This is a genomic window from Enterococcus sp. AZ095a (assembly GCF_050546735.1).
Classification (GTDB): domain Bacteria; phylum Bacillota; class Bacilli; order Lactobacillales; family Enterococcaceae; genus Enterococcus_D; species Enterococcus_D entomosocium.
This window is the reverse complement of record NZ_CP172953.1, coordinates 2,258,373-2,278,151: the sequence shown is the minus strand read 5'-3', so window position 1 is coordinate 2,278,151 and position 19,779 is coordinate 2,258,373. Positions and strand designations below refer to the sequence as shown.

At 44.1% G+C, this 19,779-nt stretch carries 16 protein-coding genes; 14 read left to right on the top strand and 2 right to left on the bottom strand.

The window, feature by feature from the left end:
- The first annotated feature begins 222 nt into the window (after positions 1 to 222).
- From kdpA to IGJ26_RS10540, 5 genes are read left to right on the top strand one after another with little or no spacing between them, the layout of a single operon-like run.
- Positions 223 to 1,899 (top strand): potassium-transporting ATPase subunit KdpA, encoded by a 1,677-nt coding sequence (gene kdpA, locus IGJ26_RS10560; RefSeq protein WP_194199541.1) that lies wholly within the window; start codon positions 223 to 225, stop codon positions 1,897 to 1,899.
- A 12-nt stretch (positions 1,900 to 1,911) separates the two neighbouring features.
- Positions 1,912 to 3,942: a potassium-transporting ATPase subunit KdpB gene (gene kdpB / locus IGJ26_RS10555; RefSeq protein WP_087663933.1), complete on the top strand. Its 2,031-nt coding sequence runs from the start codon at positions 1,912 to 1,914 to the stop codon at positions 3,940 to 3,942.
- Between the two features lie 41 nt (positions 3,943 to 3,983).
- The gene (locus IGJ26_RS10550; protein ID WP_005235035.1) at positions 3,984 to 4,520 is read left to right on the top strand and encodes a potassium-transporting ATPase subunit C; all 537 of its coding nucleotides are present in this window, start codon (positions 3,984 to 3,986) and stop codon (positions 4,518 to 4,520) included.
- Positions 4,521 to 4,532: 12 nt separating this feature from the next.
- On the top strand, positions 4,533 to 7,133 hold the full coding sequence (locus IGJ26_RS10545; RefSeq protein ID WP_194199543.1) for a sensor histidine kinase: 2,601 nt from the start codon (positions 4,533 to 4,535) through the stop codon (positions 7,131 to 7,133).
- An 11-nt stretch (positions 7,134 to 7,144) separates the two neighbouring features.
- Complete coding sequence (locus tag IGJ26_RS10540) at positions 7,145 to 7,846, top strand: response regulator transcription factor (protein ID WP_194199544.1); 702 nt, start codon at positions 7,145 to 7,147, stop codon at positions 7,844 to 7,846.
- A 286-nt stretch (positions 7,847 to 8,132) separates the two neighbouring features.
- On the opposite strand, the gene IGJ26_RS10535 is transcribed toward IGJ26_RS10540, so the two are convergent.
- Positions 8,133 to 8,564 (bottom strand): GNAT family N-acetyltransferase, encoded by a 432-nt coding sequence (locus IGJ26_RS10535; RefSeq protein WP_016613476.1) that lies wholly within the window; start codon positions 8,562 to 8,564, stop codon positions 8,133 to 8,135.
- A gap of 282 nt (positions 8,565 to 8,846) precedes the next feature.
- Between IGJ26_RS10535 and IGJ26_RS10530 the strand changes: the two genes are divergently transcribed.
- On the top strand, positions 8,847 to 10,187 hold the full coding sequence (locus tag IGJ26_RS10530; protein ID WP_086316332.1) for a peptidoglycan DD-metalloendopeptidase family protein: 1,341 nt from the start codon (positions 8,847 to 8,849) through the stop codon (positions 10,185 to 10,187).
- A 77-nt stretch (positions 10,188 to 10,264) separates the two neighbouring features.
- On the opposite strand, the gene IGJ26_RS10525 is transcribed toward IGJ26_RS10530, so the two are convergent.
- Positions 10,265 to 10,633: an iron chaperone gene (locus IGJ26_RS10525; RefSeq protein WP_005235074.1), complete on the bottom strand. Its 369-nt coding sequence runs from the start codon at positions 10,631 to 10,633 to the stop codon at positions 10,265 to 10,267.
- 418 nt (positions 10,634 to 11,051) lie between these two features.
- Between IGJ26_RS10525 and IGJ26_RS10520 the strand changes: the two genes are divergently transcribed.
- The 8 genes from IGJ26_RS10520 to IGJ26_RS10485 all read left to right on the top strand — a co-directional run bounded on the left by IGJ26_RS10520 (position 11,052) and on the right by IGJ26_RS10485 (position 19,773).
- Positions 11,052 to 11,564: a hypothetical protein gene (locus IGJ26_RS10520; protein ID WP_034878497.1), complete on the top strand. Its 513-nt coding sequence runs from the start codon at positions 11,052 to 11,054 to the stop codon at positions 11,562 to 11,564.
- A complete protein-coding gene (gene celB / locus IGJ26_RS10515) occupies positions 11,548 to 12,903 on the top strand; it encodes a PTS cellobiose transporter subunit IIC (RefSeq protein ID WP_005235081.1) in 1,356 nt (451 codons plus the stop codon). Before IGJ26_RS10520 ends, celB begins: the two co-directional genes overlap by 17 nt.
- 101 nt (positions 12,904 to 13,004) lie before the next feature.
- On the top strand, positions 13,005 to 13,733 hold the full coding sequence (locus tag IGJ26_RS10510; protein WP_008378710.1) for a GntR family transcriptional regulator: 729 nt from the start codon (positions 13,005 to 13,007) through the stop codon (positions 13,731 to 13,733).
- Between the two features lie 790 nt (positions 13,734 to 14,523).
- The gene (locus IGJ26_RS10505; RefSeq protein WP_373192198.1) at positions 14,524 to 15,609 is read left to right on the top strand and encodes a DivIVA domain-containing protein; all 1,086 of its coding nucleotides are present in this window, start codon (positions 14,524 to 14,526) and stop codon (positions 15,607 to 15,609) included.
- Between the two features lie 137 nt (positions 15,610 to 15,746).
- Positions 15,747 to 17,054 (top strand): hypothetical protein, encoded by a 1,308-nt coding sequence (locus tag IGJ26_RS10500; RefSeq protein WP_008378705.1) that lies wholly within the window; start codon positions 15,747 to 15,749, stop codon positions 17,052 to 17,054.
- Positions 17,051 to 17,425 carry a hypothetical protein gene (locus IGJ26_RS10495; RefSeq protein WP_005235091.1) on the top strand — a complete coding sequence of 125 codons (375 nt, stop codon included), beginning with the start codon at positions 17,051 to 17,053 and terminating at the stop codon, positions 17,423 to 17,425. Before IGJ26_RS10500 ends, IGJ26_RS10495 begins: the two co-directional genes overlap by 4 nt.
- Positions 17,358 to 18,737, top strand: coding sequence for a glucosaminidase domain-containing protein (locus IGJ26_RS10490; RefSeq protein ID WP_034872257.1), 1,380 nt, complete (start codon positions 17,358 to 17,360; stop codon positions 18,735 to 18,737). The genes IGJ26_RS10495 and IGJ26_RS10490 overlap by 68 nt, the downstream gene beginning before the upstream one ends.
- A complete protein-coding gene (locus IGJ26_RS10485) occupies positions 18,730 to 19,773 on the top strand; it encodes a hypothetical protein (RefSeq protein WP_008378699.1) in 1,044 nt (347 codons plus the stop codon). Before IGJ26_RS10490 ends, IGJ26_RS10485 begins: the two co-directional genes overlap by 8 nt.
- Positions 19,774 to 19,779: the final 6 nt, after the last annotated feature.

Here is a 19,779-nt window from a genome sequence, read left to right as displayed (position 1 = left end):
GTTTTTTTTCTAAAAAAAACCTGCTGTATTGCGGTTTTCTTGTCCGATAAGCAGCCGTATAAAGAAGATATAAAGATGCTAGCAGAAGATTTACACTATTTTTATTTCTTTTTGCGTATGCTTACGTCATGAAGGAGTGAAGAATATGAATCTTGTTTTAGGAATAATCGGAGTGATCGTAATGATCTATCTCTTTTGGTACTTGTTTGAGGGGGGAGAACGATGAGTAGCTATTTTGTGCAAGGCTTTTTATTTTTACTGATCTTACTAGCAGTAGCGGTTCCTTTGGGCTGGTATATCAAAGAAATCATGCAAGGAAAAACACCGCGGTTTGTCCGCTTTATTCAACCCATTGAACGGTTGACCTATCGAGTGATTGGTTCGGTCAGCAAAAAAGAAATGACCGCCAAAACCTATCTATTTTCCGTCTTGGCCGTCAGCGTCTTTTCCATCATCGGATTGACCGGATTATTGATGGTCCAGCACTGGTTACCGCAAGGGGCGGCCGTTGAGAATTTGTCCTTTGACTTAGCATTGAACACAGCCGTCAGTTTTGTGACGAACACGAACTGGCAAGCTTACGCTGGGGAAGAAGCACTGACCAATCTTTCCCAAGCATTAGGATTAACGGTGCAAAATTTCTTATCTGCGGCAGTAGGACTAGCTGTACTGTGTGCCTTGATTCGTGGGCTGCAGCAAAAACAAAAACGAACAGTAGGAAATTTTTGGCAAGACATCACCCGTTCCTTGCTCTATATCCTTTTACCACTCTCATTGATTTTAGCAATCTTGCTCCTGTCTCAAGGCGTCGTCCAAACGTTGAGCAGCGGCGTTGAAGTCAATGGATTTGAGGGAGAATCCTTTTGGATGGCGCTCGGACCGGTAGCGAGTCAAATCGCCATCAAGCAATTAGGGACCAACGGCGGCGGTTTTTTTGGCGCCAACGCCGCCCATCCATTTGAAAACCCAACGATGTTCAGTAATTTTTTAGAAAACTTAGCGATCTTGTTGCTGCCAGCTGCTTTGATTTTTGCCTTTGGCTTTTGGATCAAAGAGTGGAAACAAGGACGTACGATCTTGATCACCGCAACCGTCTTTTTGATCCTTGCTTTTATTGGCGTAGTGATCAGTGAAGCTTATGGACCGCAATTCAGTCAAGTGCTTGGAACGGCCAATCTAGAAGGCAAAGAAGTACGTTTTGGTATCGGTTGGTCGAGCCTCTGGGCAGTGAGTACCACCGCCGCTTCCAGTGGATCAGTCAATGCCATGCTGGATAGTTTCACACCACTCGGGGGTGCGATCCCAATGTTCTTGATGCAGCTGGGGGAAATCATCTTTGGCGGTGTCGGTAGCGGACTTTATGGCATGATCGCTTTTCTATTATTGACGGTCTTTATCGCTGGTTTACTCGTGGGACGAACACCAGAATATATCGGCAAAAAAATCGAAGCCTTTGACATTAAAATGACGAGTATCGTTATTTTGACGCCATTGCTACTGACGCTTTTCGGGGCTATGTTGATGACCTTGCATCCTGACATCATGAGCTGGCTAACCAACCAAGGCGCCCATGGCTTTAGCGAACTGTTGTATGCAGCAACTTCCTTCAGCAACAACAACGGGAGTGCCTTTGGCGGCTTGACCGCAGATACTGTTTTCCTGAATAGTTTGGGTAGTATCTTGATGTTCGTTTCACGTTTCGTTCCCATCGCAGCCATCTTGTATCTGGCAGAAAACATGGGGGCCAAAAAGAAAACCGTTCGTAATGAAGGAACCTTGTCAACCACGAGTCCAGTCTTTGTCACGATGCTAATCATTGTGATCATCGTGATCGGTGCACTGAGCTTTTTACCAGCGATGGCTTTAGGACCAATCGCAGACTTTTTTACAACGAAATAGGAGAGAGAAAAAATGAAAAAAATCTATCAATGGGCGATCGGCGAATCCTTTAAGAAATTGGACCCTCGCCAACAAATCAAAAACCCCGTGATGTTTGTGGTTTACCTAGGGGCGATCTTGACAACGATTTTATGTTTTCAAGAACAAACGGTCCCGTTGTGGTTTAGCATCAGTGTGACCGTCTTCTTATGGTTGACTATATTGTTTGCCAATTTTGCCGAAGCAGTGGCAGAAGGGCGCGGCAAAGCACAAGCGGATAGTTTGAAGCAAGCCAAAAAAGACATCATGACCTACAAAGTCATGTCCTTGGAAGATGTCGCCAAAGAGGCTTTTATCGAAGTCCGTTCCTCCGATTTGAAAAAAGGCGACTTGGTTTATGTTCCTTCTGGCGAACAAATTCCTGCCGATGGGGATGTCGTGGAAGGTGCTGCTTCGGTGGACGAAAGTGCCATCACAGGAGAATCAGCACCTGTCATTCGTGAATCTGGTGGCGACCGTAGTGCAGTCACGGGAGGAACCTTAGTCGTTTCCGATTACTTGGTCATTAAAGTGACCGCTGAAAATGGTCATTCTTTTTTGGATAAGATGATTGCGATGGTGGAAGGGACACAGCGGAAAAAAACACCCAATGAGATTGGCTTGCAGCTGTTCTTAGTGACACTGACCATCATCTTCTTGGCTGTTTCCATCACATTGATTCCCTTTACTGATTTTAGCAGTCAGTTATCTGGTCGGGGAACGGCGATTTCCAGTGTGATCGTGATCGCTTTACTGATTTGTCTCGCACCAACCACGATTGGCGCCTTGATTTCCTCGATTGGGATCGCTGGAATGAGCCGTTTGACCAAAGAAAACGTCATCGCCATGAGTGGACGCGCGATTGAAGCTGCAGGAGATGTGGATGTTTTGCTGCTGGATAAAACAGGAACCATTACTTTGGGAAATCGCCGTGCCAGCGAGTTCTTGCCGGTACCAGGGGTCACCGCCAAAGAGTTAGCAGATGCAGCGCAGTTGGCATCTTTTGCCGATGAAACGGCGGAAGGCCGCAGTATCGTGATTTTAGCCAAAGAAGCCTTCAATATTCGTGAACGGGTATTTCAGCAAGCCGATGTCCATTGGATCGATTTTAGTGCCAAAACCCGGATGTCTGGGATCGATTATCGTGGCGATGAGATCCGTAAAGGAGCTGCCGATACGATCAAGCAATATGTGACGGCAAAAGGGCAGACCTATCCCACTGCATGTGACGAGATTGTGGAAAAAGTCGCTAAAGCTGGTGGAACCCCATTGGTCGTAGTGAAAAATGGCCAGGTACTCGGGGTCGTTTATTTAAAAGACATCGTGAAAAATGGCGTCAAAGAAAAATTTGCCGACATGCGAAAGATGGGCATCAAGACGATCATGATCACTGGAGACAACCCTTTGACGGCAGCTGCTATTGCTGCGGAAGCGGGCGTCGATGATTTCTTAGCCGAAGCAACACCAGAAAACAAAATGAACCTGATTCGCGAATATCAGGAAAAAGGGCATTTGGTGGCGATGACGGGGGATGGAACCAACGATGCACCCGCACTCGCCCAAGCCGATGTGGCAATGGCGATGAATACCGGTACGCAAGCAGCCAAAGAAGCGGGCAATATGATCGACCTTGATTCCAGCCCAACCAAATTACTGCAAGTAGTCCAAATTGGTAAACAGCTGCTGATGACCCGAGGAGCATTGACGACCTTTAGTATCGCGAATGATATCGCCAAATATTTCGCAGTGATCCCTGTCCTGTTTTATGCGATTTATCCAGAACTTGCAGCGCTGAACATCATGAATCTTGGTAGTCCCTTAACGGCGATTTTGTCCGCAGTCATTTACAATGCAGTCGTGATCATCGCCTTGATCCCTCTGGCGTTAAAAGGGGTCAAATACCAAGAAAAACCAGCCAGCCAAATGCTGCGGCACAATCTTGTCGTCTACGGCCTAGGCGGCATCATCGCACCATTCATTTGTATCAAGCTAGTAGATTTGCTTTTGTCAGCTGTTCTACTATAAGAGAAGTCCATCAGAGTCAAAGAGTCATTTAGGAGGAAAACATGATGAAGAACACCCTCTTTGCCAGTATCAAATTTTTACTAGTTAGTACCGTGCTATTTGGCGGTCTCTATACATTATTGGTCACCGGTGTCGGACAAGTCTTTTTTGCCCATCAAGCCAACGGCAGTCAGATCGTGGAAGACGGAGCGGTTAAAGGGTCTGAGCTGCTTGCACAACCCTTTGACCAAGCGGGTTACTTCCAAGGACGTGATCAAACCGTTTCACAATTGTCGCCCTATGATCCGACCCAAAAAAAGACTGTAGCTGAGCGGACAGCGGCGTTACTGGCAGAAAACCCAACCCAAACCAGTGTGCCGATCGATCTCGTGACCGCTTCGGGTAGTGGCGTTGATCCTGATATCAGTGTCGAAGCGGCACTTTTTCAACTGCCGCGGATCGCTGACACAAGAGGCATCGATGAACAAACAATTCATGATATAATAAACAGAAATAAAGTAGCTGATCTGTTCTCCACGAGAGAATATGTCAATATCATGACCTTGAATCAGCAGCTCGATCAATTACCCGAAGAATAGGGGGAAGCATCTATGAGTGAAAACAACCAGCAGACGATCCCAGAAGAGATGCTGCTGCAAGCCGGATTTGGCCCCAAACGTGGCAAGCTGCGGGTATTTTTCGGTTTTGCTGCCGGTGTCGGAAAAACCTATACGATGTTAACCGAAGCCCATGAGTGTTTGCTCATGGGCAAAAATGTGGTGATCGGCTATATCGAACCCCACAAACGTCCCGATACCAATCGATTGCTTGAAGGGTTACCACAAGTACCATTAAAGCAATACCAGCACAAGCAATTGACCCTATATGAGCCGGATATCGATCGACTGATCCAACTAAAACCAGATATCGTCTTGATCGATGAGTTAGCACATACCAATCCCATTGGTGCGCGAAACAAAAAACGTTACCAAGATGTTGATGAACTTTTGCATGCAGGAATCACCGTCTACACGACCATCAATGTCCAGCATATCGAAAGTCTGAATGACATCGTGGAAAAGGTCACGGAAGTGGAAGTCAGAGAAACTGTACCCGACACCTTTTTCCAGCACGCCAGCTTACGAGTGGTGGACGTTGAACCAGACGAACTGATTGATCGGTTGGAACAAGGCAAAATCTATGCCGATGAAAATGCCAAGCGGGCACTAAAAAACTTTTTTACGCCAGAAAAACTTGATCATTTACGTGGATTAGCGATCCAAAAAGCTTCCAATCATATCAATCAAATGAACGGCGGTCGAAAACGAGTCCAAAGCAAGCTTTTGACGATTATTGATGATCGCTTGCCGAAAATGGCAGAGAAATGCATTCGTTGGACCGCCCGCTTAGCCCAAGGAGTGGGGGCGGAATGGACGGTGATTCAAGTTCGATCGTTAGATGATACACCTACCGAGGTGCCATTGGCAGAGCGTTTGGGAGCAGAAGTCATCAACATCGAAGCGGATGACAGTTTTGAGACCATCGTAGAGTATGCCAAAATGACGGGTGCCAGTGACATTATCATGGGGAAACAGGTTTCTCAGAAGTGGTTCCAAAAATTGTTTGTCGAGGATTTGGAAGACCGCTTGATTCGGCGCCTTGATGATATTGAGATCCATTTGATTCCTTTTAAAGAAAAAATGCAGCGACCACGGCTGACGTTTTCGCAATTATTTGAAGGCGGCGGTCGAGATTTCAGCTTGACCTTTGGGCTGATCATGCTCGCTACCATAGTGACAGAAGGCATGCAGTACTTACATTTCGGCGATCAGAATTTGATGCTGGTTTATATCTTTTTTGTTCTCTTAGTGGCACGTTACACGAGTGGCTATCTATGGAGTGCCATGGCATCAATCATTAGTGTCCTTTCTTACAACTGGTTCTTTGTCGAACCTTTGTATTCCTTGACGGTCTATAAAGCAGGCTATCCAATCACATTAGTGATCATGCTGATCGTTGCCTTAATGATCAGTAATTTGATGGTTCGATTGAAGACCCAGGCAGAAAATGCCAAGGAAAAAGAGCATCAAATGGAGATATTGTATGAGTTGAACAAACAATACATGGAAACGCGGAATGAGCAAGACATTTATGAAAGTACGACCACCTATTTGGCACGCTTACTCCAGCGAGAAGTGGCGTTATATGACAGAGAAGGTCACTTGAGAAGTCTGCATTCTTCAAGAGAAACATTGTCTCAACTAACTGGCAAGGATGAGAAAGCCGTCGCTTTTTGGGTCGTGAAAAATCAAAAAGAAGCCGGTCGCGGCACAGATACTCTGATTGGTGCCAATGGATTTTACTTGCCGATCGTTTTAAACGGCAAACCACTAGGCGCCCTTGGGGTAGAACGCAACGAGGAGCATCAGTTGGCCAATAGTCAATTGAATTACTTGCGCCTTGTGATCACCCAAATTGCTACCGTGTTGGAGCAAGTCTCTCTGGCGAGTGAGAAAGAACAGATCCAATTAGAAAACGAACGGGAAAAAGTCCGCAGCAATCTACTGCGTGCGGTTTCTCATGACTTGCGGACGCCACTGACGACGATTTCTGGCATTGCCGAAACATTGAGCGAAACCGAAGGCGCGATCAAAAAGGAAACGAAACAAAAGCTGCTAGGAGATATCCAAAGTGAATCCCAGTGGTTGATCCGCATGGTCGAAAACTTACTGTCGGTGACCCGCATCAATTTGACTAACATGGCGGTCAAGCGCAGTGAAGAACCAATCGAAGAAATTATCGAAGCGGTTTTAACGCACCTAAAAAAAGTCTATCCGCAACAAAAAATCATCGTGAAGATGCCCGATCAGCTGATTTTTGTCAAAGTCGATCCAATCTTGATCGAACAAGCCTTGTTTAATTTGATTGAAAATGGCGTACGCCATGGAACCGCCGATACACCGATTTTCTTGCGAGTTTTTCAGGAGCAAGAAGTGGTCATTGAAATCGAGAACCAAGGGGAGATCCCCCTAGGGCAATACCAAAAAATCCAAGCGAATTTGACTAATGACACCGAAGTGCCGGTGGATTCCAAAAATGGACTAGGCATCGGACTGAGTATCGTTAAAACCATCATCCATGCCCATGAAGGCAAATTGGCGATCGAAACGAAAGCTGGCAGTACCATCTTTCGTATTTATTTAAAGCAGTAAGGAGGAAGAGCATGCAGCGACATTTTTTATTGATTGAAGATGATTCGAATATCGTTGATTTTATGGAGGTCGTCTTGCAAAGAGAACACTACAACTTTACGTCAGTTGGCACGGGCATGGAGGCATTGATACTCTTGCAGGAAGAAACTATCGACTTCATCTTGCTGGATCTGGGCTTACCGGACATTGACGGCATGGAGCTGTTAAAAATCATTCGTAAGCGCATGAACACACCGATCATCGTGATCTCTGCCCGCAAAGATGAACAAGACAAAGTGCAAGCGTTAGACCTCGGTGCCGATGATTATGTAACAAAGCCCTTCAGTACCAATGAATTATTTGCCCGTATCCGCACGGCATTGCGGCACAAGGAGTCAGCTGCCTTTAGCAGCAGCCCGATTCTCGTAAACAAGGAGTTAACGATCGATTTTGAGAAGAAAATCCTGTACAAGAATCAAAATGAGATCCATTTGACCAAAAACGAATACCGTATCATGGCAGTAATGTTCAAGAATTTAGGCAAAGTCGTCACTTACGATACGCTGACCAGTGAAGTCTGGGGACCTTTTGCAGCGGATGCACAAACCTTACGAGTCAATATCTCAAACATTCGCAAAAAAATCGAAACCAATACGCTGCAGCCAGAATATTTGATCACTGAAATCGGCGTCGGGTATCGCTTGCGGGAGTATCCAGCAGAATCTTCTGTATAAGTTCGATTCAATCCTAAACAGCCTCCTCCTAAAATTTAGGAGGAGGCTGTTTACTTTCATTGCATCAATGACCATAGTATCCACTGCTTTATACCATTTGACAGTGCCAATCCAAGGGAAGATGGGATTGCACGAAGGGGAAAATGTCGCTCATTCAAATTTTGTATATTTGTCCTATATGTATTGCTGGGAAATATGATGTTTGATCAGTCAATTTTTTTTTATTAAACAGTTTCCAAAGGGTTCGTTAACTAACAGGTAGAAAAAAATAGGAAAAAGAGCAGCATCAACGATGCCACTCCATGGTGTTTTCGATTTCATTGGTATCAGAATCCAGTTGTTCAGAAACGATGGTAAAGCCGTTTTTGAGATAAAACGCAATAGCAGCTGTATTTTTTTGGTAGACATTCAGAGTCAGCTTCTCGTGTTCTGCTTGTGCTTTTTGTAAAAGCTGCTTGCCAATGCCGTGGGCACGATAGTCTTTCAAAACGAAAATACCAGCGATATAATCACCCAACATCCCGATGAAGCCGACGGGCTGATCATCCACCGAATAGGTGTAAATAAGGGCATCAGAGAAGGCTTTTTTCACAAAATCATAGTTATCTTGCCAATGGGCAGCCGAAATAAAGTCATGGGCATCCAAATTACTTTGCAGCCAAATCTGGGCGATGGTTTCTAATTCAGAATCAGTAAATTGGGTCACTTGTTGTATCATGAGAACCTCCGTTTTTATTCAGTATAGCATAGGTCCAGTACTGATTGCTGCAAATAGCGGCACTTTTGTAGGCAATCGGTCAGGAGACGAACCGCTTGATAAGTAACGAAGGTTAAATGACGAAGAAAAGCAATCTTTTTCGTTGAAATATTCTAACAATTTTGTTTCAGCTAGATGTCAATTTCTTGCAGCCAGATGTTATTTGTGTGAAAACAGCCCCAAGAATGAAATCTTTCGGTATGCTAGAGAAAGCGATAAGACACATCTAGTTAAGGAGAAAAAATGAAAAAGACACTTTTGGTTGCAAGTTCACTTGTTTTGCTGACGCTGCCTGTCGTGACGGTATCCGCAGACAGCTTTGATCAGAAGATCCAGCAGCAAAATGAAAAAATCAATGACATAAAAAATGAATCTACCTCATTAGAATTACTGAAACGATCCACAGAGGCAGAGATTCAATCGATTGAAGGAGAAATCCAAGCAATCCTACAAAAGAAAACGACGACGGAAGAAGAAGTCAATGCCTTGGCACAAGAGATCCAAGTCCTTGAAGAAAAAATCATCAAGCGCACAGAGGTACTGGCGAATCAAGCGCGTGACATTCAAACGTCGGAACCTTCCAATCGGTTGTTCCAAAAAATCGTTGATGCTGAATCCATCGGAGAAGCCATTCAACGGGCGATTGCTTCAGTAACGATCATGAATGCCAGCAATAGCATCGTCGAACAACAGCAAGAAGATATCGCAACGAGCCAGCAATTGGAAAAAGAGTTGCAGGAACAATTGGTTGTGATCGAAGAGCAGTCAAACGCATTGCAAGGAAAACAAGCGGAATTAGCTGATGTCAAATTGAATCAAGAAGTTGAACTAGCGGACCTTGCCTTGGCATTGAACACCGAAGAAGAGAAAAAAGACCGATTGGAAGCGGACCAAGCAGAAGCAAAACGGCAACGAGAAGCAGCGTTGAAGCAACTGGCTGAGCAAGAAGCACAAGAAGCAAAAGCGCGCAAAGAAGCAGAAGAAGCAGCAAAACGCCAGCAAGCAGCAGAAGCCGAGTCAGCTAAAACTGCTGAAAATCCTGCCGTTCAACAAGCAGCAGTGGCAGCAGCACAGCCGAAGACGGAAGCCGCAGTGTCGTCAGAAACATCGGTGTCGTCAGAAAAACCTGCAGCTACTCCTGCACCTGTGCAGCAAGCAACTGAGCCAAAAGAACAAGCAAGCACAGGTGGATGGCAAATGCCAGTCGATTCGGTTCATATTTCGAGTCGTTTTGGGTATCGAACAGATCCAACAGGGGCATCAGGAAATCAACATAATGGCATCGACTTTACCGGGGGGACAGGAACACCGATCTATGCGATTCAAGCAGGCGAAGTTGTCGAAGCGGGCTATGGTCCGTCAACTGGTAACTATGTGATCATCAAACATGCCAATGGCATTTACAGCTACTACATGCACTTTAGTACACTGCCAGCTGTCTCGGTCGGACAAAGCGTCTCAGCTAGACAATATGTAGGCGGTATGGGAACGACTGGAAATTCAACTGGCGTCCATCTACATTTAGGGATGTCAACAAGCTTATGGTCAGGATTCTTTGATCCGGCACCAGAATTGGGCTTATAATAGTCAGAAAATCCGCAGAAGCGAACAGGCTTCTGCGGATTTTTTGGTTGCTATTCTTTTACGAAGTCTCAATTGGCTCAGCGCCAAAAGCGGGTCATCTCCGCTTTGTCTTTCAGGTTGAAAGCGATCATGTCTTCAATCAATGCTTGATCGATCGGCTCAGTCCACTTGATGCGAAAAATGTTATCCGTATGGCTGTAGCCAGCTTTTTCAATGGCATCGATAAACTGTTCAAGACACTTGGTTTCTGGAGAGACAGAAAAGTGCGGTTTTGAAACGCTGAAACCGATAATAAAGGTTTCATGTGCGGTGAACATCGGCTGATTCCATTTAATGACTGGAACGAGGTCAGGAAATTTCTTGGTAATAGCGGCAAATAAGGCACGCAGTTTTTCTTGTTTTACTGGATCTTCAATGCTGGTTAAGTAAGTTTCTAATACATCCATTGGGAGATCTCCTTTCGTTTTAAGGAACGAGTACAGGCAATGTCGATTAATAAAAATAACGCATGTTTGAAATCAACTATTTTGTCACTTAGAGTGTACTGTAAAGTTAGTAAGTTGACAAACCTGTTGCCTTGCATGGGGGATAAAGCCTTCAGAAACAAACATTTTTTGCAAAAAGTAACGCTAAAAACAACTTTTTTTCTGCTCGAACAAAAGCCAAACATCAGGAACATTCCAGTATTATCCTGCACGGTTCCTTGAGATCAGCTTAACTTTTCAGAAATAACAAATGAAAAAGCAGATTATTTTCAGAGAAAACTTTCAAAAAGAAATCGGTTGCATTCAACAAGAATTCTGCTAGAATATAACTTGTTCGAACAAGTTGTTGAGCGAAAGCAAAAAGAAAGGAGGAGGACTTGTGACCAAAAGGAAACCGGTAACCCAAGCAGCCAAGAAAGAATATGCAAACAAAAGTATGCGGTTTAATCGTTTTTTACTTTTTCGTTATATGACTGCGATCTTTTTCTTTGTCAATCTTTATTGGACCCTATTGAGTCTGTCTCAATGGACATGGGCTGGTTTGATTCCCATTGCCTTATTGATCGTTGATGGACTTATACTTATTGAACAAACTCAAAAATATTGGCAGCAATCGAATCGTTTACTGGTGACAAAAATCGGATATTGGCTCCAATTCGGTGTCAATCTGATTGCAATTCTATTTATTTTGATCGGGCAGCAAGCAACATTGATTCCTTTTATGAATCAATCGGGTAGAGGCATCTTACTTGCCTTGTTTACTGTCGGCATGATCGCGTGCCTGTTCATCCAGCGTAAAGCGTGGTTGATCGAGCATGACCGCGACAAATATTTCACGTATTTGACTACATTTGAAACTCAAGGAGGAACAGTCAATGGATTCAGAAAATAACAAAATGTTTGCCTTCTTGGACCGCTACTTAATGGGTCCAATGGGGAAAATCTCACAATTACGGATCGTTCGTGGGGTCATGGCAGCCGGGATGGCGTCGATTCCTTTCACTATTGTAGGATCAATGTTCTTGATCGTCAGCGTTTTGCCACAAAGCTTCCCTGCATTAGAGGGCATTTGGAGTGCTTCATTCGATAAGATCCAAAATCTTTACATGTTAGGTAATACCGCAACGATGGGGATTTTAGCACTTTACTTCTGTGTCGTGTTTGGTTACGAGTACACCAAAATCCAAGCACAAGAAGAAAAAATCGTTCTTAGCCCAGTCAATGGCGCGTTGCTTTCAATGATGGCGTTCTTTATGTGCTTGCCACAATTAGTTTTTGAAGGCGGTATGGCAACATTAGTCAATGTCATTTCTGATGACCAAAAAATCATCGATGGTTGGGAAATGGCTGGCGGGGTGACTCGTTTAGGAACAACTGGGATCTTTACAGCGATCATCATGGCGATTATTGCCGTAAAAATCTACGCATTCTGTGTGAAACGCAATATTGTCATCAAAATGCCTGACACAGTGCCAACAGGAGTATCTTCCTCTTTTACAGCATTGATCCCAACGGCACTGACTTCATTAGCTGTAATCGTCATCAATGGTGCATTAGTCGCAATGGGCACAGATATTTTCAAAGTCATTGCGATTCCTTTTAGTTTCGTGACGCAATTGACCAGTACCTGGGTCGGACTACTTGTTATCTACTTCTTCATGCATGCGCTCTGGATCGTGGGTATTCATGGGGCAACGATCGTGACCTCATTCTTGACGCCAATCGTATTGTCGAATATGGTGGAAAACCAAAATGGTGCCAACATTGCCTTTGCGGGTGAGTTTAACAATAGTTTCGTAACGATCGGTGGTTCAGGAGCAACGTTAGGAATGGTGATTTTCATCGCCTTCTTTGCAAAATCAGCACAGTTAAGTGCTTTAGGAAAAGCAGCGATCGTGCCATCCTTCTTCAATATCAATGAACCGATTTTGTTCGGGATGCCAGTGGTATACAACCCGTACACAGCGATCCCATTCTTCTTAGCACCGATGGTTTCAATGTCCGTTGCTTATTTTGGCATCAACTTAGGCTTTGTTAACCCACCGATTGCCCAAGTAGCGTGGCCAACCCCAATTGGCTTATCCGGCTTTATTGGTTCAGGTGGTGACTGGCGTGCCTTTGTCTTAGCAATCATCTGTGCAGTCGTTGCTTTCTTGATTTGGTTCCCATTCATCAAAATGTATGATGGCAAATTATACAAGGACGAACAAGCAAACGCAACGAAGGCATAATCTATCCGTTTTTTTGATAAGCCGGCTATGAAAAATAGCTGGCTTTTTTTACGCCAAAGACGATAATAGTAGTAGAGAATCGCAAGGAAAGGAGTAGGCAGATGACGAAACTCAGTATTGAAGACTTAGCAGCAGAATTGATCAGAAAGATCGAAGCCGGTGACATTGGAAATGAGCAGGGGAAGATGCCTAGTGAACGAGAGCTTTTGGCAATTTATCCAGTTTCTCGTTATACGTTACGCCAAGCCCTCAATAAGTTGAGCAAGATGGGCTGGATCTACCAGATGCAAGGCCGCGGCTCTTATATTCGTTTTCATAACAACCAAAAACCGACCATTGAACAAGGAGATCTTGGCTTCAATGAAGACTTGACCCGAGGCGAGAAAAACATTCGAACGGTCAAAGCCTCAAAGCGACTGGTCAAGGTATCAGAGGCGTTGTTTCTACCAAGTCAAAAACAATTTGCGAAAGATCAGCACTTTATCGAAGTCCAACGGTTTCGCACGCTAGATGACAAACCGTATTTGATTGAGCGTTCCTATTATATACCTGAAATCGTAGGGGAGATCTCCGAAACGATGATGGAGGGGTCAATGTTCCAAGCTTTGGCAGAAGAAAAACAACTGACAGTCGCCTTTATCGACAAGTTCATCCAAAGCAAACCGCTATCACAGGAACAAGCTGCGTTTTTTCATCTAGAAGAAGGCATGCCCGCACTGATCGTACGAGACGACAGCTATCTGAGAAATGGGGAGCTATTAGCCTTTTCGATGATCCATTATGATTATCGGATGGCGACATTATACATGCATAAAAAGTTGTTCGTTTAAAGAAAACTGATTTTCAAGAAACGGTTCTTTCTTTTTTTGAAGGCAAGAGAAGAGCAGCCCATTAGGGAGAAAAAACTTACAGTTGCGGATCGGTAGACAGGAACCGGCTTTCAAACTGAGAGAAAAGGGATCGCTTCCAATGGATGAAAGATGACTGAGCAGCAAAACTATATAATAGGTAAAGAATCGATCAGCGACCTTGGCTTATAAGGTCGCTGATTTTTTTTGAGGGGATTGATCGGCGGTTAGGAAGGCGTGATTGTTGATTTAAGATAAAGATCGTTTAAAGAAGACCATTCGTTTCCTTAACACGAAGATATTTTGCTCAATTTTTAACAATATCGTTGAGATGAATGGTTTCCTCTGACAAATATTTCATCAAGTGAAGAAATATCTGATTTTTCAATCTGTTATTGCTTTGATACTATCAAATAGACAACAGATGTTCTGCGAACGGAAGCCGTCTTTTCGTTTAATGGCTATTTTATTGAGAAACAGGCCGATTCATTTACTTGATTTCTATCTTCCAAAATAAATGGAGGTCGTGGAAATCAAGGGATGTGGTGGTCTTTGCTTTCTTTTTTTAAGCGAAGGGGGACAAGAAGCAAGCGGACATCACTGCTCAAAAGGTCACAGCAGAAACGTCAGCTCGTTTGAAAAAAAGACCGAGGTTAGAACAACCAAAGTGCAACTTTTCACGAAAGCAGACGAACAAGCAGACCAATTTGTAGACACATTAAATTGTTCAACGAATCAAATCATCGATGAGTGAGGAATCAGGAGGGGTAACATGGCATTATTTCGCAAAAAGAAAGATGAAGAAACTTACGAAGGCGTTCATGTCTACGACGAGGAATATGATGAAGAAGAGTACGACGAAGACGAGTACGATGATGAAGAATATGATGACGATGAGTATGACGATGAAGAATATGATGACGACGAGTACGAGGACGATGAGTACGAGGATGAAGAATACGAGGAAGACGAGTATGACGATGATGCCCAAGAAGAGCTGCTGGCATTAGAAAATACCGTTTCACAACTGACCAAGACAGTCGAACATTTGACCAAGCAATTGGAAAACAAACAAGAATCCATCAATCGGATGGCTTCGCAAGCGACGCAACAAGAAAGTATCATTTATGAAAACAAGCAGCTGCAAATGCGCTACAACGAGTTACAGCAGCAGTTAAAAGAAGCAGAACGTCAACAAGAAGCCCTCAAAACCAATTATGAGCAAGAAATTGAGCAGTTGACGAGTCAAGAAGACGAATTGATCGAAGTAGAAGAAGAGCTCGAACAATTGCGTCAAAGAGAAGATGAACTGCTAAAAGAATTAGAAGAGAAAAGCAAACAAGTCCAAGCTTTTGAAGAAAAAGCGATTCATTTAGAAGAAAAAGCGGCGATAATCGAAAACTACAAATTAAAAGAAGTCGAAAGCATGCGCCGGATCACTTCGCTTGAAAATGAAAATCAACAGTTGAACTTGCGCTTGCAAGAAGCGGAAGCGAAATATCGGGATCTCGAACGTTCAAGAGTCGAACAATTGGCAGATAAGAATGTCTTACAGCGTGACTTGGAACGTGAGCTGGCAAAGGTCGAACAAATGAAGGACGAGCTGGCGACGATTTTGATCGAAGCAAAAGAAAAAGCACGGGAAACCGCTGCTGAAGCAGAACTGGAAGCCGACAGAAGACGTCAGATGGCGGAAAATGAAGCCCACAAGATCATTTCAGAAGCATCGATGGAGGTGATGAAAATCCGTCAAGAGATCAAGCAATACCAAGAACGACTTACGACGTTTCATCATGAATCGAAAGGGTTGTTTGAGCAGTTGATCCAGCATAGCAAAGTGTTGAATCTGCCAGACTAAAAAGAAGGTTATGAGTCGGAATAGACGAAAAGGTCTGCTAAATAATTTCCGAGAGCGACACGACAAAGGAGGGAAACCCACTAGGACCATATATGCTGTATAAGAAATCACAGGCAACAACTACGACTTGATTTCTTATGAGCATGTTGGTTATTGGGACGAATGTGACGAATGATATTTTAAAAATTGCCATCTATCCAACCTTGAGTCCAAATCTTGAGGAATTATTTTACAAACAAGAGGCACTTCCATCAGTAATCACTGCCTGTGACAACCTCTATCAAAAAAAGTGGCCGCTCAAATCGTCGATTCGCAAACAAGTGACGCATTACTTTGAGCAATTTTATTCCATCGAAGCCTTCACCCATCATATCGAGATGGAGATCTTACGGAAAAAAATCGATTACTCAAAATTACGCATTCCATTGGAACAGCAATTTCCTCAGTTTGTGTGGACGCAAATCGGCATCAATCATGTGTCCGATGAGAAAAGCAATTTGTTTTTGGAGTTTGTACCAATCGCATACACAGAAGAAGAGTTTCCCTTTACGATGCAGTTGCATGCTAGCTTGCAGCAGCAAGCCCCCGCTGGTGTAAGTGATGCGAACGACTTTAAAGAGCAACTGGTAAAAATCGTACAAAGCGTGATCGACGAACAAAATGTCACGTTTGTGAGTCGCCCGAAAGCGCAAGTCCATGAAGAAAAACGTCAGGGCAAAACCAATGCAATGAAAAAAGAACTGGAAGACACGCTCGAGTTCCAAAAGGTCAGTGCGGATGAGCCACCAAAGTTCAAAAAGAAAGTTCGAAAAAAAAGCAGCAAAAAAAAACAGTCAAAAAAAGCCAAGCAATTGTCCAAAGTCAACGCCAATGAATTAGCGTTGGAGGAAGAGGCGAAACGAGAACGAGCAAGCAAAGAGCGCTTGCGCTTGGCCAATCAAAAGCTTGAGATCTACATCGAAAACTTAGAAGCCTCTTTGATCAAAAATAGTATCCACTATTTAAACAGCTTGACCGATGAAGAAGACGAGAACTGGCATACGCAATTGAAAATCAGCTTACGAGAATATACCTATCTTTTTCAAAAAGCCAAATACCTCGAACAGGTTTGGCGCATCAATGACAATCTCGTACAAAAGATCGAAAAAATGACGTTGAACGAAAAAGAATTGACCTATGAGAGAGGGCAAGTGCAGCAAGTGGTCGACAACAACCTATCTGCTAAAGATATCAGTTTAGTTTTTTATGAATGCAGCGTGATTGAATCACGAGTCAAATTGTATGAGCGACCATGGTTTAGAAAACCTTACGCACGCATTATGAAGATGGACTATGACAATCTTTTACGAAAAGCCGCTTACTTTGATCTTCTCCAAAGCGAAAGCTATCTATTAGAAAAAAAAGCATTGATCGAAGGCAATACAGACGTTAGGAGCAGTCTATGAGAACCCAAAAGCAAAAACAACGATTCTTATTCTTATACCGCATCTACTTTATTGCTTCTTTGATCCCATTAGCGGTATTTTTGCAGCTGACCGCCTATTTTTATCTCTCTGCCTTTCGAGAATATGTCACTATCAGTCACTTGTTTTTACTCGCTCTTTTGCTAGGTTTTACGATGTATTTGCGGAACAATGCCTTTCATTATCAATTGCTGCTTGTGCAGCTTGAGAAAAATGAAAGCAAAGACCATGAACGACCAAAAAAAGGCACCAGCAAGAACAGCCCCAAGGAGGAGGATCAAGAAGATGAAAAAGCCCAGAAGAAACGTAAAAAGTCTGTTAGCGATCGGAGCATTTATCGGAATCATCAATAATCAAACGATTTCTGAAGCCATGGTTCGATCGATCTTAGGTGTAGAACCATCTACTTATATGGAAACCATCGATGCACAACGAGAAAGTCGTGGGCAATCGATAACGGATGCCCTCCGACCGGTCTCTTACGAAGGAGCTGACAGGATAACGGAGCAACTTGATACTCCTCCAGAACAAACAAAAGAAACCCTTCCAGAAGAAGCGGAGCAGGGCGAAAAAGGAACGGAAGTCCAAGTCGTAAATGATGTGGAACGACCGGCAGACGAGGGACAGACAGACGAGGAAGAAATGGAGAGCGGCACGGATGAAACAGAAAATCAAGAGGCCGAAGACGTTCCGTCGACGCCAGATCCTTCAGAAGGCGATCAACAGCCGAATCAGCCTGCTGGACCTGAAACGAATGAGCAAGAAACCAACGATACCAACAGCAGCAACAATAGCGGAAACAACCAATCAAATGGGAATCAAACCAATCAGGACAAAGAAAAAGAGCCCGATCCAATCACTGAAGAACCCGAATCGCCGATCGATGAAGAAGAGCGGGAAAGCAACTTTCAATTTTCGGTTTCTCGTAATCTAACGACACAACAATTCATCAATGAGATTGGTTCTGACGCGCAGGATGTTGCCTATAACAATGATCTTTATGCTTCAGTGATGATCGCACAAGCCATCTTGGAGACTGGCTCAGGAAATAGTGCCTTATCCAGTCCGCCAAACCACAATCTCTTTGGCATCAAGGGCAGCTTTCGTGGGCAAAAAGTGACCTTCAATACGCAAGAAGATGATGGAAGTGGTGCGTGGTATACGATCTCTTCCAATTTCCGTAAATACCCAAGTTACCGTGAATCCATCGAAGATTACGCTCGCTTACTAAGAGGAGGCATCACAGGCAACCCGCGCTTTTATGCCCCCGTTTGGAAAGAAAATGCCCCAACTTATCGGGAAGCAACTGCGTGGTTGACAGGGCGCTATGCTACGGACATCCATTATGACCAAAAGCTGAATGCGTTGATTGAGGCCTATGATCTAACCATTTATGATAATGAGCCGACCGAAGAGATTTTGGAAGAGATTGAACGCACACGTGCACAAGCAATCGAAGCAGCCCGCAAGGAAGAAGCGGAGACGACCCGTTCGTTGTTTGAAGACTTGCAAAGAAGCGCGGCAAATCGTCGAGGCTCAGGGAATTTGCCAGCGTCCATTCGGACCGTCAAGGATCGCTTGCAGGAAAATGCCAATGCCAATACTTATGCAAACCAATTAAGAGGGATGGAACGAGCGGGCAGCGAGGTAGATGCCAATGAGTAATCAGTCGCAAGCACCTAGAAGAAAAAAACGTCCGCCACAGCCTGCCAAACGTGAAAAAAAACGAGACCAATCAGAGGATACACCGAGAAATCCCCGAATCGAAAAGTTTCAGGCGCAAGGAAAGCAAGCCAGCCCTTCTAGTGGCAAGAAACGACCAAAAAAGCCGACCCAAAAAGAACCGACAGGACAGGCGCCAGTGAAAAAGAAACGAAAAAAAGCGGCTGGCACAGCGAATCGCCCCAAATTACCGACCGAAAAGCAGCATCCTAGCAAGCAAAAAGAAAGAGCAGCTGCCAGTACGACCAGTGAAGCACCACGCAAAAAGAAAAAGCGTCCACCGCAGCAAGCACGTCCAAGTCAGCACAACGAGCAGGGGAAAATCAAAAAATCAAGTCATCCTAATGCCAAATCAAAAGGGACCCACAAGCACGGCAAAAAACCAGCGGAAGTTTCCCAGAAACGACGTCCCCCGCAAAAAGGCAAAGCCGCGACGAAGAAACCAACAGCCAAAAAGAAATCTGGCAATCTCGTACTGAAAATCATCTATCTGATTTTCTTGGTTTGTAGCATGACTGTCCTATTTACGTTTATCGGCTTATATGTGACTGATCAAAACGAAATGACAGTTTTTAATCATCGGGTGGTGCGTTTATCAGATAATGGGATGGCGAATCTTGACAGCTCCGCATTACGCACACAAGATTTGATCATTTTAAGAGAACAAGCCTTCACTCAAGTACAGCCAAACGGGCTCGCGGTCTTTACAAATGGCTCAGGAACCGGCTATATTGCTCGCCGAGTACTATCGATCGAGGCTGACGAAGAGCAGGGCTATCATTTATCCGTCATTGGTGATGGACAGGCATTTGGGGAAGAAGCCATCGAAGCAGACCGTTTCGTTGGAGAAGTCTCAATGAGTATCAACCATGTAGCAGATGTGTTTCGTTTTATTGATCAAAACTTGATATTATCCATCATCTTCTGTGTATCATTGATCGCCTTATTCATTCTATTAGGCATTTATCTCTTTACTTGAGAGCCG